Here is a 15,051-nt window from a genome sequence, read left to right on the forward strand (position 1 = left end):
TCCAAGTACGAGAATTCGGGTGCGCATGGCACTGACCCTCTCCCCGTCGCGCCGTCACTGTCAAGTGGGTGGGACACGCGTCTCATTATTTGAGCCATTTCGCGCCGGAGGAATCCCCCCGGTCAGCACCGGCAGAGCCAGCCCCGCCGGCACCGGGTACTCGCCCCTGAACAGGGCACGGCGCAGCCGGTACTCGTCCAGCGGCCCCGAGAAGGCCATGCCCTGGCCATGGGTGCAGCCCATCGCCCGCAGTGCCAGGATCTGCTCCGGGACGTCCACGCCGTCCGCGACCGACTGCATGCCGAGATCGCGGGCGATACGGAGCAGCCCACTGGTGATCTTGTGCAGCCGCGCGGACTCGACGACGCCCTCGACCAGGCCACGGTCGAGCTTGAGCACGTCCACGGGCAGCCGGCGCAGGGCGTTGATGGCCGCGTAGCCGCTGCCGAATCCGTCCAGGGCGATCCGTACGCCGAGTCTGCGCAGGGCGACCAGCCGCTGCTCCAGTTCGTCGAAGGAGATCCGCGGGTCGCTGTCGGCGAGCTCGATGATCAGCGCGCCGGACGGCAGCTGGTGGCGGGTGAGCAGCGCCTCGATCGAGCCGAGCGGCAGGGACCTGTCCAGCAGGAGCCGGGCGGACAGCCGTACGGCGACCGGGGTGGGATGCCCCAGCCTGCCCCGCTCGGCGGCCTGCTCCACGGCCTCTTCGAGGAGCCGGCGGCCGAGCTCGGCGGTGCGGTTGTCGTCGGCGACCCGCAGGAACTCGGCCGGGGTGAACAGGATGCCCTGTGCGGACCGCCATCGGGCCTGCGCGGACACGGCGGCGAACCGGCCGGTGGTCAGGCTCACCACGGGCTGGTGCAGCAAGGCGAACTCCCCGTCGGGCAGGGCGCCGCGCAGCCGGGCCGCCGGCTCGGTCCTGCGCACCACGTCGGCCTGCATCTGGGGCGCGTACAGCTCGACGCGGTTCTTCCCGGCGGCCTTGGCCCGGTACATGGCGAGGTCCGCGTTGCGCATGAGGTCGGTGGGGCTCATGGCCGGCTCGGCGAAGGCCACACCGATGGAGGCGGCCACCCGCACCTCGTTGCCGTCGATGCGGTACGGCTGGGAGAGCATGAGCCGCAGCCGGTCGGCGATCTCGTGGACCTGCAGCTCGCGCGCGGTCCCGTCGCGGGTGCCGTCGCCGATGATGAGGGCCGCGAACTCGTCGCCGCCGAGCCGGGCGGCCGTGTCCCCCGCCCGTACGGAATCGGCCAGCCGCCGGGCCGCCTGGATCAGCAGCTCGTCGCCCGCCTGGTGGCCGAGGCGGTCGTTGACGCCCTTGAAGCCATCGAGGTCGATGAAGAGCACGGCGGTGCCCGGATCGCCCGACCTGCGGCCGCTGAGCGCGCGGCGGACCCGCTCGGTGAACAGGGCGCGGTTGGGCAGGTCGGTCAGCGGGTCGTGCTCGGCGTTGTGCTGGAGCTGGGCCTGCAGGCGCACCCGCTCGGTGACGTCACGGCTGTTGAAGATCAGCCCGCCCTGGTGGCGGCTGACCGTGGACTCGACATTCAGCCAGTCGCCCGTGCCCGACCGGAAACGGCACTCGATGCGGATCGTCGGCTCGTCGGCGGGCGGCGCGGCGAGGAACCGGCGCACCTCGTGGACGACGCGCCCGAGGTCGTCGGGGTGGATCAGCGCGGCCAGCCCGGACCCGACGAGCTCCTCGGCGTCGCGCCCGTAGACCTTGGTGGCCGCGGGCGAGACGTAGCGCAGGACGCCCGTGGGCGCCGCGATCATGATGACGTCGCTGGAGCCCTGGACCAGGGAGCGGAAGTGGTTCTCCTTCTGGGCCAGTTCGTGGGTCAGCGCGATGTTGTCCAGGAGCATGATCCCCTGGCGCACGACGAGGGCGAGCACGACCGTACAGGCGGTGATCACGACGACGCGGTCGACCCGGCGCCCCTCGGTGACGCTGTACAGAATGCCGAGCGTGCACACCGCCGCCGCGAGGTACGGCGTGAGGGCGGCCAGCGAACCCACGCGGGGGCGGCCGATCTGCCGGGGCCCGCGCGGCGGCGCCCCGGTCTCGGCGGAGCGGCGTGCGCCCCAGGGCGCGTACGCCAGCAGGAGCGAGCCGGCGAACCAGCCCGCGTCGAGCAGCTGTCCCGACTGGTAGCTCTCGCGCAGCAGCGGCGAGGTGAACAGGGCGTCGCACACCAAGGTCAGCGCGAGACCGGCGATCGCCGTGTTGACGGCGGACCGGTTGGTCGGCGAACGCCGGAAGTGGAGGGCGAGCACCATGCTGACCAGCACGATGTCCAGCATGGGATAGGCGAGGGCCAGCGCGGCCGGGGCCACGCTCTCGCCCTGGGTGTGCGCGGTGTGGGCGAGGGCGAGGCTCCACGACAGGGTGAGCAGCGAGCCGCCGATCAGCCAGGCGTCGAGCCCGAGACAGACCCAGCCGGCCCTGGTCGCCGGGCGTTTGGCGAGCACCAGCAGACCGACGACGGCCGGGGGCGCGAAGCAGAGGAAGAACAGGTCGGCGACGGACGGACTCGGCACCTCGCGCCCGAGCACCACCTCGTACCAGCCCCAGACGGCGTTGCCCGCCGACGCCATGAGCGACGAGATCGCGAAGAGCAGCCAGGCGGGACGGAAACGGCAGTGGCGTGTGCGCGTGTAGAGCAGGCACGACAGGGCGGCGACGAGCGCGGCGACACTGAGGCCGAAGTCGCCCATGATCAGGGCCAGTTCGCGCGATCCCCAGCCGAGGGCCGCGCCCACGCCGTAGGCGGCGCAGACGGCGGCCAGGGTCAGCTGCGGAAGCAGCGAGGCGCCGCCGGCCGGGACGGCGTCCCGGGCCATCACCGCCCCCGGGGCGCTCATCGGACCGTCCTCGGGTGCGTGGTCGGCGGCTGGGGCCGCGCCGGGTGGGTGAGCGGTGGGTGCGCCGACCGCGGTCGGCTCGCCGGCATGCGCGGCGCCCGGCCGGGCCGGTGCGCCGCGGCGCACAGCAGCCGTCGGCGGCGGCCCTGCCGCGTCGGATTCTCGGTCCATCGGCCCTGCATCGCCCGTCGCCCCCCTCAGGTCTGATCCGCAGTCAGCTGGCGCCACAGCACCGCCCCTCGCGTCCGGTGCAGCCCCCAGGTCGGGACGATACACCAATATCGTCACTCAGGGACATAGTCCCTCTACTCTCCGTGACGACCTGCGACGATGAAGGCACGCCATGCATTCGAGTGACTTCACAGAGTGATAAGAGTCCGACCGTCAGTCCTCAGAGGCCGGTGGTCACCACCACGTTGCGCAGGGGCTCCCCCGCGGCGAACCGAGTGAGCTGCTCCACCAGCAGCCGCTTGGCACGCGGCATGAACGCCGAGGTCGAGCCGCCGACATGGGGACTGATCAGCACGCCCGGCGCGTGCCACAGCGGGTGGCCCGCGGGCAGCGGCTCGGGGTCGGTGACATCCAGTGCCGCGGTGAGCCGCCCGCAATCCACCTCCGCGAGCAGGGCTTTTGTGTCGACGACTGGGCCTCGCGCGACGTTCACCAGCAGCGCGCCGTCCTTCATCCGGGCCAGGAAGTCGGCCCCCACCAGGCCCTTCGTCTGCTCCGTGAGCGGCGTGGAGACGATCACGACGTCCGCGTCCGGCAGCAGCTCCGGCAGGTCGGCGAGTGCGCGCACTTCGCCGCGCTCCGTTGCCCGGGCAGAGCGCGCGACGCGCGCCACCCGCGCGCACTCGAAGGGCGCGAGCCGGTCCTCGATGGCCGCGCCGATGGAGCCGTAACCGACGATGAGCACCGACTTGTCGGCGAGCGCCGGATAGAAGCCGTCCCGCCACTCCTCGGCATCCTGCCCGCGCACGAAACCGGGGATGCCGCGGAGCGAGGCGAGGATCAGCGCGAGCGTCAGCTCGGCGGTCGACGCCTCGTGCACGCCCTTGGCGTTGCACAGGCGTACGCCCTCGGGCAGCAGCGGCAGGCCCGGCTCCACATGGTCGATGCCGGCGGACAGGGTCTGCACGACGCGTACGGACCGCATCGCGGGCAGGGGCCGTATGGCGACCTCCATGCCCTTCATGTACGGGACGACGTAGTACACGCAGTCGGCGGGGTCGGCCGGGAAGTCCCGTCCGCCGTCCCAGAACCGGTACGTGAGGCCCGACTCGGCGGGCGCGGGAAGGCCGTCGATCTCGTCGGCCGGGATGGGCAGCCACACATCAGCAGTCATGGTCAGGAGGCTATGCGAAGGGCGGCGCGGGCCATTGGTTAGTTTTGACGACGGCCAGGGGCCCAACGGGAAGGTACGGGGAGTTGGAGCGCAGGACAATCGGTGCGGCCGCCCTTGAGGTGGGCGCCGTCGGGCTCGGCTGCATGCCGATGAGCTGGGCCTACACGAGCTCCGAGCAACGCGGTGAGCGCTCGCTGCGCGCGGTCCACGCCGCGCTGGACGCCGGTTCGACCCTGCTCGACACGGCCGACATGTACGGCCCGTTCACCAACGAACTCCTGATCGGCAGGGCGCTGAAGGAACGGCGCGCGGAGGCCTTCGTGTCGACGAAGGCGGGCCTCCTCGTCGGGGACCAGCACATCGTCGCCAACGGCCGCCCCGGCTACGTGAAACGTGCCTGCGACGCCTCGCTGCGCCGCCTGCAGACCGAGGTGATCGACCTCTACCAGCTGCACCGGGCCGACCCCGAGGTGCCCGTCGAGGAGACCTGGGGCGCGATGGCCGACCTGGTGTCGGCGGGGAAGGTGCGGGCGCTCGGGCTGTGTGCCGTCGGTGCGCGCGCCGGGCGGCGCTCGAGCGGGGACGTGCATGAGCAAACGATTCGGCAGCTGGAACGGATCCAGCAGGTGTTCCCGGTGAGCGCGGTGGAGGCGGAGCTGTCGGTGTGGTCGCCGGAGGCTCTGGGGCTGCTGCTGCCGTGGTGCGAGGCGCGCGGGATCGGGTTCCTGGCGGCGATGCCGCTGGGGAACGGGTTCCTCACGGGGACGCTGACGCCCGGGCAGGGCTTCGAGGGGGACGACGTACGGGCGAGCCATCCGCGGTTCACGGCGGAGATGATGGCCGCCAACCAGCCGGTGGTGGCGGGGCTGCGGCGCATCGCGGAGCGGCACGCGCCGGGGACGACGCCGGCGCGGGTGGCGCTCGCGTGGGTGCTCGGGCAGGGGCGGCACGTGGTGCCGCTGCCGGGGACGAAGCGGCCGCGGTGGGCGACGGAGAACGCGGGCGCGGCGGATCTGGAGCTGACGCCCCGGGACCTGGCCGAGATCGCGGCGCTCCCGCCGGCACAGGGGTCCTGGGACTGAGGCCGGCAAGGTTCTGGCGGAGATCGGGAACCTCTGGGCGGGCCGCGGTGTAAGAACAGTAGTAGGGCAGTTCACCCGGCTCGCCGGGCAGCGCAAGCAGCCGTCGAAGGGATCACCACCGTGCACCGTCCTGCAGTGACGGCCGTCGTGGCCGCCGCCGTGCTCTTTCTCACGGCCGGGTGCTCCTCCGGCGACGGGCGGCATCCGGCGGGCAGTGCCAAGCCGTCGTCGGACCGGGCCGCCTCGCCCACCGGCGGCTCCCCCAGCGCCTCCCCCACCCCTTCCGGGCCTCCGGCGAAGGGCTCGGTGAAGGTGCTCTCGACCCTGACGGAAGGGCTGCAGTCCCCGTGGGGTCTGGCGGCGCTGCCCGGCGGGGATCTGCTGGTGGCCTCGCGCGACGAGGGCACGATCACCCGTGTGTCGGCGGACGGGGGCAAGCAGACCGAGATCGGTTCCGTGCCGGGCGTCGCCCCCGGCGGGGAAGGCGGTCTGCTCGGGCTGGCGGTCTCCCCCTCGTTCGCCTCGGACCAGCAGGTCTACGCGTACTTCACCACCGCGTCCGACAACCGCATCGCCCGCATGCTGTACGACGAGCGGAAGCCTCCCGGTCAGCAGCTGGGCGCGCCGGACACGGTGCTCCGGGGCATCCCCAAGGGGGTGATCCACAACGGCGGGCGGATCGCCTTCGGCCCGGACAAGATGCTCTACGCGGGCACGGGCGAGACGGGTGAGACGGGTCTCGCGCAGGACAAGGAGTCGTTGGGCGGCAAGATCCTGCGGATGACGCCGGACGGCCAGCCGGTCCACGGCAATCCGGAGGCCGATTCGGTGGTCTATTCGTACGGGCACCGCAATGTGCAGGGCCTCGCCTGGGACTCCGAGAAGCGGCTGTGGGCGGCCGAGTTCGGCCAGAACACCTGGGACGAGCTCAATCTGGTCGAGCCGGGGAAGAACTACGGCTGGCCCGCGGTCGAGGGCAAGGCGGGCCGGGCGGGCTTCGTCGACCCGGTGGCGCAGTGGCGGACGGCGGAGTCCTCGCCGAGCGGCATCGCCTATGCCGAGGGGTCGATCTGGATGGCCGGTCTGCGGGGCGAGCGGCTCTGGCGGATCCCCCTGTCCGGCGCGGAACCTTCCGCGGAGCCCCAGCCGTTCCTCGAGGAGGAGTACGGCCGTCTGCGCACCGTGCTGTCGGCGGGCGGGGACCAGCTCTGGCTCGTCACCAGCGAGACGGACACCCGGGGCACGCCCGAGCCGGGTGACGACAGGATCCTCCGGCTGGAGGTGAAGTAGGAGGTGGACGGTCCGTGTTCCACGGTTTCGACGAGCTCTTCGCCCCGGGCCGCAGGCATACCGACGAGGAGCGGCACCGCCTGGCGCTGACCCGGGTCGACGTCGGGGACAGCGACCCGGGCAGCGGCCCCATAGACCTCGCGTCGGGTCAGGTCACGATCCGGGTTCCGCAGGGACCGCCGTCCCCTGCGGACGAGGCTCCGTGCCGTCCAGGAGATCGGTGAACAGCCGCAGGCGGTGCGCCATGGCTGCCGCCTCGCCACGGCCGGAGACGCCGAGTTTGGCAAGGATGTGGGAGACGTGGACGCTCGCCGTCTTGGGTGAGATGTAGAGCTCCTCGGCGATGCGGCGGTTGCTGTGCCCGACCGCGACCAGGCGCAGTACGTCGTGTTCCCGGGGGGTGAGGCCGAGCGCCGGGGGCGGCGGCGCGGACTGCGGGGTGGCGGCGGTGGCCCGGGCCTGGTCGGTGAGGGTGATACGGGCGCGCCGGGCGAGGAGTTCGACGTCCTCGGCCAGCAGGCGCGCGCCGAGGTCGGCGGCCGTCGCGCGGGCCTGGCGCAGCAGCTCGGCCGCCTGGGCGCGGTGCTCGTCTCCGGAGCCTGGTCCCGCCGTGTGCAGCAGGGCCTCGGCCCAGCGGTGGCGTACGCGGGCCAGTTCGCAGGGCCGCTCCAGCGACGCGAAGGCGTGCGCCGCCTCGGCCCAGTGCTCGACGGTGTCCTCGCCCTCCGCGCGGAAGAGTTCGGCGCGCACCCACCGTTCGTGGGCGGACCAGACGGGGGCGGCGCTCACCAGGCTGCGGGCGGCTTCGCGGATGCGCCGGAGCGCCTCGGCGCGGCCCGCCTCAGCCGAGGGCAGGCCGCGGGCGTCGGCCTCGGCGGTGGCGGCTGCGCGCAGCAGGGGCCACACGTAGCGCTGCGTCCCGGGCGGGAAGCCCTTGGCGCCGGCGTGCGCGAACTCGGCCCTGGCGTCCGCCAGCCGTCCCTCCGCCGCGGCGATCTCCAGCGCCGCCGTGGTGAGCGGCAGGGTCCTCTTCGGCACGGGGACGTTCGCGCCGTAGTGGTCCCGCGCGAGGCGGAGTCGCCCCGCCGCCTCGGCGGCGTCGCCGCGCCCGAGCGCGAGGAGGGCGAGGCGCAGGCAGGCGGACCCGCGGGACTGGGGGCTCTGGGCGATCCGCAGCGCCTCCCGGGCGTGTTCGGCCGCCTCATCCCAGCGCCCGAGCGACTGGCAGGACTCGGCGAGGTTCTGGCGGATCCACGCCTCGCTGTCCAGCAGGCCGTACCGCTGCGCGATGCCGATGCCCTCCTCCAGGATCTCGACGGCCTCGCGGGAGCGGCCGACGCCCTCCAGGACCGAGGGCAGGTTCACGTGGACGCGGCCGGCGTGGGCGACATCGAGGGCGGTGACCCGCTCCTTGACCGCGTACAGCTCGGCGAGCCCGCCGTCCACGTCGCCGGAGTCGGCCAGGAGGCAGCCGAAGGTGAGCCGGGCGCGCAGCTCGATGTCCTCCTCGCCGACCATGCGGGCGTAGGCCACGGCCCGTTCGGCCGTGGCGAGGCTGTTCGGGCCGGGGTCGTGGGTCATGCCCCAGCGGGCCGCCTCGGCGAGCACCTCGGCGTGGACGGCGGACGGCGGCAGCCCGCGGACGAGGTCCTGGGCGGTGCCCAGTTCGGCCCAGCCGTCGCCCCGGCCGAGGCCCGACACCAGCAGCGACCGCTGCACGGAGAACCAGGCGGCCCGCAGCGGGTCGCCCTCGGCCTCGGCGAGGCGCTGCCCCCGCTTGGTGATCTTCAGCGCCCTCTCGCGTGCGCCGCCCAGCCGGCCGGCGACCGACGCCTCCGCCATCAGGTCGAGGTAGCGCAGCGGCGTGGTGGCCGGGTCGCAGCCGCACGGAGGGTAGACCTCCACGTGGTCGACGGGCCGCAGCCGGTCGCGCACCTCTTCGGGTGTGCCGTCCCACAGCTCCATGGCCCGCTCCAGCAGCCGCAGTTGCTCGGCGTAGGCGTGACGTCTGCGGGCGGCGACGGAGGCGGCGAGCACGGCGGGCAGGGCCTTGGCCGCGTCGTTCGCGTGGTACCAGTACGTGGCCAGGCGCGCGCTGCGCTCCTCCTCGCGCACGAGGCCGGGGTCGGCCTCCAGGGCCTCGGCGTAGCGGCGGTTGAGCCGGGAGCGTTCACCGGGGAGCAGGTCGTCGCTGACCGCCTCGCGTGCCAGCGAGTGGCGGAAGCGGTAGCCGTCGCCGTCCGGTGCGGCCAGGACGATGTTCGCGCCGACGGCGGTGCGCAGCGCCTGGTCGAGGTCGTCGTCGGGCAGCTCGGCGACGGCGTGAAGGAGGCCGTGTTCGACGGTGGAGCCGCCCTCGGCGAGGATGCGGACGACGCGCTGGGCGTCCTCGGTCAGGGCCTCGATCCGGACGAGGAGAATGTCGCGCAGCGAGTCGGGCAGGCCGGAGCAGGAGTCGTCGCTGATGCTGGCGGCGAGTTCCTCGACGAAGAAGGCGTTGCCGTCGGAGCGTTCGAAGACGCGGTCGACGAGGGCGGGGGCCGGTTCCTGAGCCAGGATGCCGGCCATCTGACGGCCGACCTCGGCACGGTTGAACCGGGTGACTTCGATGCGCTGGACGCTGCGGGCGCGGTCGAGTTCGGCGAGGAACGGGCGCAGCGGATGGCGCCGGTGGACGTCGTCCGAACGGTAGGTGGCCACGAGCAGGAGGCGCCCCCTGCGCAGGGTGCGGAAGAGGTAGGCGAGCAGGTGCCGGGTGGAGGCGTCGGCCCAGTGCAGGTCCTCGAGGACCAGGACGACGGTGCGATCGCGGGCGATGCGTTCCAGCAGGCGCACGGTCAGTTCGAAGAGGCGGGCCATGCTCTCCTCGTCGTGGCGGCCGCCTCCTGGGATCGGCGCTGCGGTGCCCAGTTCGGGCACAAGCCGGGCCAGTTCGTCCTCCTGCCCGGCGGCCGCCTCGGCGAACTCGCCGGGCAGGCACCGGTGCAGGGTGCGCAGCGCGGTGGAGAAGGCGGCGAACGGCAGCCCGTCCGCGCCGATCTCGACGCACGCGCCGACGGCGACGACCGCGTCCCTGCGACACGCCTCGCCGAGCAGCTCCTCGACGAGGCGGGTCTTGCCGACACCGGCCTCACCCCCGATGAGGAGCGCCTGCGGCTCTCCCCCGGGGTTCGTGCCCTCGGGGGACTCGCCGCCCGCCGCGCGGGTGAGGGCATCGGTGAGCCGCGCCAGTTCGCCGGCTCGGCCGACGAACACGGGGCTGACGGACCTGGTCTCCACACCGCCGAGCATCGCACAGCCGTCCGGTGCCTCGGGACGGTGTACTGCCGTGTTCCGCACCGCGGTTCAGGTGGCGTGTGTGCAGCGGCTGCTGTCGGCCGCGCGTGGCCGGTCCTCCTCCCTGTTCCTGGCCCGCCGCCTCGCCGCACGGCGGGCGGCGCGGGCCCGGTGGACGAGGCGCTGGGCTTCGGCCTCGCGGATCAGTTCGGCGCGGTGCTGTTCCTGGATCGCGTAGTGCAGCACGGGGTGCTCCTTCGGGACGTGGTGCCGGGGTGGTTCACGGCGTCTGCCGTTGCCCTCGACTCTCGTCTCCCAGGTGGCTCCCGCACATCGGGACTGCCCCATGTTGCGCGGCCGGGGGACCTTAGACGTGCGCGGCGGCGCGGCGGGGGGCCTAGGCAGGCCGGGCGGCCGGGGCGGGGCCTACGGCTCGTACACGTACGGCGTCGTCGTCGCCAGGGCGGCGAAGCCGAGGCGTTCGAGGATGGGGCGGCTGTCGTCGGACGCGTCGACCTGCAGGTAGCGGACACCTCGCCGCGCCGCGGCCGCGGCCCGGTGGGCGACCAGGGCGCGGTAGATGCCGCGGCCGCGCCAGTCGGGGTGGGTGCCGCCGCCCCACAGGCCGGCGAAGTCGGCGCCCGGCATGAACTCGATCCGGGCCGCGCACACCGGAAGGTCGCCCGCCATCGCGACGGTCATGAGGACCGAGTCCGGCGTCTGCGCGAGCTGGGCGAGGAGCTGCTGCCGCAACCGGCTGCCGTCCGTGCCGAACGCCTGGTCGTGGACCCGCATCGTCAGCTCGACGCCCACGGGTCCGGTGACCGTCTCCAGCCGTACGCCGTCCGGGAGTTCGGGAACGGCGGACAGAGCGGCCGTCTCGGCGACGAGCAGGGTCTCCTCGGGCTCCGGCCTGAAGCCGGCGGCGAGGAGCCGGCCGGCGAGGTCCCGCGGTTCGTCGTGGCTGTAGAGCTTCCATTCGAAGGCGAGACCGCGCTCGGCGAAGTACCGCACCTGTTCGGCGATCTCGGCGTCCGCCGTGTCCGCCGTCAGGTCCGACCAGAGCACGCCGCTCCAGTCGCCGCCCGCACCGACCTGCCGGACGACGCGGCCGGAGCGTTCGGTCAGGGGTCCTGCGGCGCGGGGCATGGTGGTGCGGCGGCGCAACTGGCGGTCGAAGAGCGCGCGTACGGCTGTGTGGTCCATGCGCGTATTCGAGCACCGGGCCGTCTGCGGCCGCCAACGCTTTTACCGCGCCACGAGGCCCGGCGGGGTGCGGTCGGGCGACCCCGCCGGACGACGGCTCGGCCGCTACGCGGCGGAAGCCCGCGCACGCCATTCGGGCGCCAGGACCGAGCGGCTCTCCCTGTCGTGCCGGACGCCGCGGCAGGCGTAGCTCTCGCGCAGCACGCCCTCGTACGTCGTCCCCAGCCGCTCGGCGACGGCGATGCCGGCCTCGTCGGCGGAGGAGACCCTGGTGCGCGGAGGCGGGTGATCACGTCACTCCCGCGCACCGCCGCGGCATGAACCTGTCGCGCACGGGCCTGGCGGCCCGTGACCATGAGGGTCAGCCGGAGACGCTGGCGCGTCCGTTCTCGATGTGGCCCATCAGCCGGCGGCGGAACCCCTCGTCGCCGTCGACGGTCACCTCGACGTCGTACCAGCCGTGCGCGTCGGCGGCGGAGTGCACCACCGTACGGCTGCGGCCCGCCTTGACCGTGACCTTGCGGGTCCACGTGTGGAGGTCGGCCTCGTCGACGTAACCGAGCGGGCGGACGGTGAAGGTGACCGGCTCGCTGCCGCGGTTGCGGAACGTGAGGTGCACATCGCGGTCGTGGTGGTCGATGTGCGAGGTGACCTCGGCTACTCCGCGGGCCCGGCCGGCGAACTCGCGGCGGAAGCCGTTCGGGCCGGTGACGGTGAAGCGGTAGTGGTCACCGGTGAGGGGCACGCTCCACTGCGCCTCGCCCTTCACGTCCTTGTGCTGCGGGACGTCGAACTCACCGGCGTACGGGTAGAGCACGAAGTGCGCGCTCGCGCGCCCCGTGTTCCGCAGCGCCACCGTGACCGCCGTGCCGTCCGTCGTCGCGTGCGCGTCGGGCTGGTAGGGCAGCGGGCGCGCCGGGCGGGTGCCCGGCTCCTGGACCGGCATGTGCTGCTCCGCCGGCGGCACCGGACGCCAGCGCCCGGTGAACGGCGGGATCGGTCCCGGCTGCTCCACCTCCGGCTGCGGCCTGCCGCGCCCGAAGTCGAACGCCGACGTGAGGTCGCCGGTGACAGTGCGCCGCCAGCGCGTGATGTTGGGCTCCATGATGCCGGTCCACTTCTCCAGCAGCCTGATGACCGACGTGTGGTCGAAGACCTCGGAGCAGACGTAACCGCCGACCGACCAGGGCGAGACGACGAGCATCGGCACCCGGATGCCGAGGCCGGTGGGCAGCCCCTGCCAGCGCTCCTCGGTGTTGTCGGCCGGCGGCACGGGCGGCGGGACGTGGTCGAAGAAGCCGTCGTTCTCGTCGTAGTTGATCAGGAGGACGGTGTGCCGCCACACCTCCGGGTGCGAGGCGAGCGCGTCGAGCACCTTGTAGACGAGCGAGGCGGAGGCGATCGGCGAGGAGGAGCCCGGGTGCTCGGAGTCGACGGCGGACGGCACGAGGTAGGAGACCTCGGGCAGGGTGCCCGCGGCGACGTCGGCGCGGAAGGCGTCGGCGAGCCGGCCCCTCTCCACACGGCGCAGTCCGCGCTCGAAGAGGGAGCGCTCGGCGTCGGTGAGCGTCGTGACGCCCTCCTCCAGCGCGGCGAGCAACCGGTCGCGCTCGGCGGCGTCCTCGGTCTCGCGCACCTTCGCGTAGAAGGCCTCCATGTAGGTGAAGTCACCGGCCTTCGCCAGCGCCTTGCGCGCGATCTTCTTGAAGGTGGTGAAGAACTCGATGTTGTTGTCGGTGAAGTTCTCCCACTCCGTGTACGTCTTCCAGGTGCGGCCCGCCTTCTCCAGCCGTTCCGCGTACGTCGGCCACGGGTAGCCGGGGTGGGTGCCCTCGGCGTACGCGGCGTTCGTCACCGCGCGGCGGCCGTCGGCCTCGTAACCGGTCCAGCCGCTCCACAGGTGGTTGCGGTTGGGGCTCGTCGAGGTGTGGGTGGAGGAGTGATAGGCGTCGCAGATGGTGAAGGTGTCCGCGAGCTCGTAGTGCAGCGGCAGGTCACGGCGGTCGTAGTACGCCATGGTGGCCGCGGTCTTGGCGGTGATCCAGCCGTCCATCCAGCCGCTCCGCCACGCCTTCGCGCCACCGGTCCACGAGTGGTCGAGGTCGCCGATGTACTGGAGGTCCTTCTTCTGCGCCTCGGCCGCGTCGCGGACGGGGAAGGGCAGGACGGTGCCCTTCGGTCCCGGCTGCTCGAAGACGGGCTTGCCGGAGGGCAGTTCGACGGCGTTGCGGTCACCGAAGCCACGCACACCGCGCAGGGTGCCGAAGTAGTGGTCGAAGGAACGGTTCTCCTGCATCAGGATCACCACGTGCTTCACGGCGCGCAGGCCACCCGACGGCGGTTCGGCGGCCAGTGCGGCCCGGAGGGACGGCGGCAGCAACGAGCCGACGGCGGCGGCACCGACGGCGCCTCCCCCCAGCGCGAGCATCCTTCTGCGTGAGATTTCCGGTGACATGCCCGACCTCTTCGTCGACGACCAATGGTTCGGCTGCGATCCATTGAATGGTTACGGCGGGGACGGTAGTGAGAACGGGTGTCGGCGAGAAGACCCGGTGACGACCCCGTGGTGAACGTCCAAGAAGCCTCGCCGGGAGTCCAAGCGAGATCCGGCCAGCGGGAACCGGTCCGCGAGGAACCGCGCAGGCACCTGGTCTCGGGGCTGCGGCGGAAATCGGCCTCGGTCGCCAAGACCGCCGGAATTGTCGGTGGGCCCTGGCACCATGGCCGACATGGACTACAGGGGGATCGATCAGACGGCACTGACGCCCGCGGACGCGGCGGAGTTCGCCCGCATGCTCCACGACGCGCCCGGCCCTCATCTGGGCCGTGCCCCCGTCCCGGTGCTCGTGCACGGACCCGGCGCCCCGCTCGCCGAGCGCCGGGAGGCGTTCCGCGGGGTGTACGAGGCGATCACCGGCCGGATCGGCCAGCCGACGCTCTACGGCGGGTCGTCACAGGGGCCGAGCGTCCGCTGGCGGGACAGCCACCGGTTGGTGCTGCTGGCCGGGGACCACCGGCAGGTGGGGCTGTCGGTCCACGAGACGGAGGCCCTGGAGGACGAGGAGCAGCGTGCCTTCGAGTGGGGCGGCGCCTGGTCGGGCGACGAGCCGCACGGGCTCGGCTTCCTGCCGTACGTATGGCAGTTGGACCGCAGCGGCCCGGGCGAGCGCCCTCTCGCGCGGCCCGGCGGCCGGCTCGCCCCGACCCTGGAGCACTTCGGGACCGGGCTCGAGCTGCTCCTCGCGGCATGGGTGGAACAGCTGCCGGTGCAGGTGGGCACCGACTGGGCCAGCTTCTGCGTGACCAGCTCCGCCGACCGCGGCCGCCGGATCCTCCTGTCGTACAGCATCGAGGACGGGCTGTACGCGTCGGTCGACGACCGCGACGGGGAGGACGGCGAGCAGCGGGCCGGGCTGATGCGGGCCCGCGGCTGGCAGTCCCGCGACCGGGGCTGGTGGCAGACGGAGTTCGCCGAGCCGGAGCGGGAGCACGCGGCCGCGCTCGCCCACCTGGTGGTGGCCGAGCTGCGGGCCCGTGGCACGACGGAGCCGGAGGAGTTGCGGGCCCGGGACGTCAGCTGCAAGGACCGCGGCGAGATGTGGCTGCCGGGCCTCGGCATACGTCACTGACGGGCCCCGGCGGCCTCAGGCGCCGAGAGGCCCGGTGACCGGGTGGAGCCGGCCCGTCAGCGGCTGGAGGTCGTTCGGCACGCCGGCGAGCCGGTTGAGCCCGGCGAGCTGCTCGGAGGGGGCGGGCAGGTGCCGGCGGTGCTCGGGTGCGACCGAGTCCGTGGCGAGGGCGTCGAGTTCGTCCGTCACCGAGAGGGACGTCGGGCCGTCGAGGGGAGCGGCGCTCGCGGCGGGTGCGGCGAGGGCGGAGGCACCGGTGGCGAGGGCGAGGGCGGCGAGTACGCGGTGTGCGGTGGTCATGCCGTGAGCAACGCGACGGGAGACCATCGGTCACGGCCCGCCCCTCCGCTCACCC

At 73.2% G+C, this 15,051-nt stretch carries 11 protein-coding genes and 1 pseudogene; 4 read left to right on the top strand and 8 right to left on the bottom strand.

All coding sequences use genetic code 11. The features are described from left to right. Positions 1-60: 60 nt before the first annotated feature. Both ACLB9X_RS22345 and ACLB9X_RS22350 read right to left on the bottom strand, forming a co-directional pair. Positions 61-2,868, bottom strand: a complete 2,808-nt coding sequence (locus tag ACLB9X_RS22345) for a putative bifunctional diguanylate cyclase/phosphodiesterase (protein ID WP_410362142.1) — start codon at positions 2,866-2,868, stop codon at positions 61-63. Between the two features lie 391 nt (positions 2,869-3,259). Continuing rightward, positions 3,260-4,213 carry a 2-hydroxyacid dehydrogenase gene (locus tag ACLB9X_RS22350; RefSeq protein ID WP_410362143.1) on the bottom strand — a complete coding sequence of 318 codons (954 nt, stop codon included), beginning with the start codon at positions 4,211-4,213 and terminating at the stop codon, positions 3,260-3,262. An 83-nt stretch (positions 4,214-4,296) separates the two neighbouring features. On the opposite strand from ACLB9X_RS22350, the gene ACLB9X_RS22355 reads away from it, so the two are divergent. The 3 genes from ACLB9X_RS22355 to ACLB9X_RS22365 all read left to right on the top strand — a co-directional run bounded on the left by ACLB9X_RS22355 (position 4,297) and on the right by ACLB9X_RS22365 (position 6,809). Next, positions 4,297-5,295, top strand: coding sequence for an aldo/keto reductase (locus tag ACLB9X_RS22355; RefSeq protein ID WP_410362144.1), 999 nt, complete (start codon positions 4,297-4,299; stop codon positions 5,293-5,295). 120 nt (positions 5,296-5,415) lie between these two features. Then, on the top strand, positions 5,416-6,585 hold the full coding sequence (locus ACLB9X_RS22360) for a PQQ-dependent sugar dehydrogenase (RefSeq protein ID WP_410362145.1): 1,170 nt from the start codon (positions 5,416-5,418) through the stop codon (positions 6,583-6,585). Between the two features lie 14 nt (positions 6,586-6,599). Beyond that, positions 6,600-6,809 carry a DUF6191 domain-containing protein gene (locus tag ACLB9X_RS22365; RefSeq protein WP_410362146.1) on the top strand — a complete coding sequence of 70 codons (210 nt, stop codon included), beginning with the start codon at positions 6,600-6,602 and terminating at the stop codon, positions 6,807-6,809. Here ACLB9X_RS22365 and ACLB9X_RS22370 read toward each other — a convergent pair. The 5 genes and pseudogenes from ACLB9X_RS22370 to ACLB9X_RS22390 form a co-directional block, all read right to left on the bottom strand. Continuing rightward, entirely contained in the window at positions 6,739-9,876 is a 3,138-nt protein-coding gene (locus ACLB9X_RS22370; RefSeq protein WP_410362147.1) for a helix-turn-helix transcriptional regulator, read from the bottom strand. The genes ACLB9X_RS22365 and ACLB9X_RS22370 overlap by 71 nt on opposite strands. Positions 9,877-9,930: 54 nt before the next feature. After that, positions 9,931-10,107, bottom strand: coding sequence for a hypothetical protein (locus ACLB9X_RS22375; RefSeq protein WP_410362148.1), 177 nt, complete (start codon positions 10,105-10,107; stop codon positions 9,931-9,933). 180 nt (positions 10,108-10,287) lie between these two features. Then, positions 10,288-11,067, bottom strand: a complete 780-nt coding sequence (locus ACLB9X_RS22380) for a GNAT family N-acetyltransferase (RefSeq protein ID WP_410362149.1) — start codon at positions 11,065-11,067, stop codon at positions 10,288-10,290. A gap of 105 nt (positions 11,068-11,172) precedes the next feature. After that, a pseudogene (locus tag ACLB9X_RS22385) lies at positions 11,173-11,316 on the bottom strand (RimJ/RimL family protein N-acetyltransferase); the annotation flags it as partial. 112 nt (positions 11,317-11,428) lie between these two features. Continuing rightward, the gene (locus tag ACLB9X_RS22390) at positions 11,429-13,522 is read right to left on the bottom strand and encodes a phosphocholine-specific phospholipase C (protein ID WP_410362150.1); all 2,094 of its coding nucleotides are present in this window, start codon (positions 13,520-13,522) and stop codon (positions 11,429-11,431) included. A gap of 274 nt (positions 13,523-13,796) precedes the next feature. Between ACLB9X_RS22390 and ACLB9X_RS22395 the strand changes: the two genes are divergently transcribed. Beyond that, positions 13,797-14,696, top strand: coding sequence for a hypothetical protein (locus tag ACLB9X_RS22395; RefSeq protein WP_410362151.1), 900 nt, complete (start codon positions 13,797-13,799; stop codon positions 14,694-14,696). A gap of 15 nt (positions 14,697-14,711) precedes the next feature. Here ACLB9X_RS22395 and ACLB9X_RS22400 read toward each other — a convergent pair whose 3' ends face one another. Beyond that, positions 14,712-14,996, bottom strand: a complete 285-nt coding sequence (locus ACLB9X_RS22400) for a hypothetical protein (protein ID WP_410362153.1) — start codon at positions 14,994-14,996, stop codon at positions 14,712-14,714. Between the last annotated feature and the right edge of the window lie 55 nt (positions 14,997-15,051).

This window comes from Streptomyces sp. 5K101 (assembly GCF_046506645.1).
Taxonomy (GTDB): Bacteria; Actinomycetota; Actinomycetes; order Streptomycetales; family Streptomycetaceae; genus Streptomyces.

What these genes read in the sequence shown, in the direction of transcription:
- ACLB9X_RS22345 (WP_410362142.1), bottom strand. Translation starts at nt 2,868, where the DNA reads ATGAGCGCCCCGGGGGCGGTGATGGCCCGGGACGCCGTCCCGGCCGGC.
- ACLB9X_RS22350 (WP_410362143.1), bottom strand. Translation starts at nt 4,213, where the DNA reads ATGACTGCTGATGTGTGGCTGCCCATCCCGGCCGACGAGATCGACGGC.
- ACLB9X_RS22370 (WP_410362147.1), bottom strand. Translation starts at nt 9,876, where the DNA reads ATGCTCGGCGGTGTGGAGACCAGGTCCGTCAGCCCCGTGTTCGTCGGC.
- ACLB9X_RS22380 (WP_410362149.1), bottom strand. Translation starts at nt 11,067, where the DNA reads ATGGACCACACAGCCGTACGCGCGCTCTTCGACCGCCAGTTGCGCCGC.
- ACLB9X_RS22390 (WP_410362150.1), bottom strand. Translation starts at nt 13,522, where the DNA reads ATGTCACCGGAAATCTCACGCAGAAGGATGCTCGCGCTGGGGGGAGGC.
- ACLB9X_RS22395 (WP_410362151.1), top strand. Translation starts at nt 13,797, where the DNA reads ATGGACTACAGGGGGATCGATCAGACGGCACTGACGCCCGCGGACGCG.
- ACLB9X_RS22400 (WP_410362153.1), bottom strand. Translation starts at nt 14,996, where the DNA reads ATGACCACCGCACACCGCGTACTCGCCGCCCTCGCCCTCGCCACCGGT.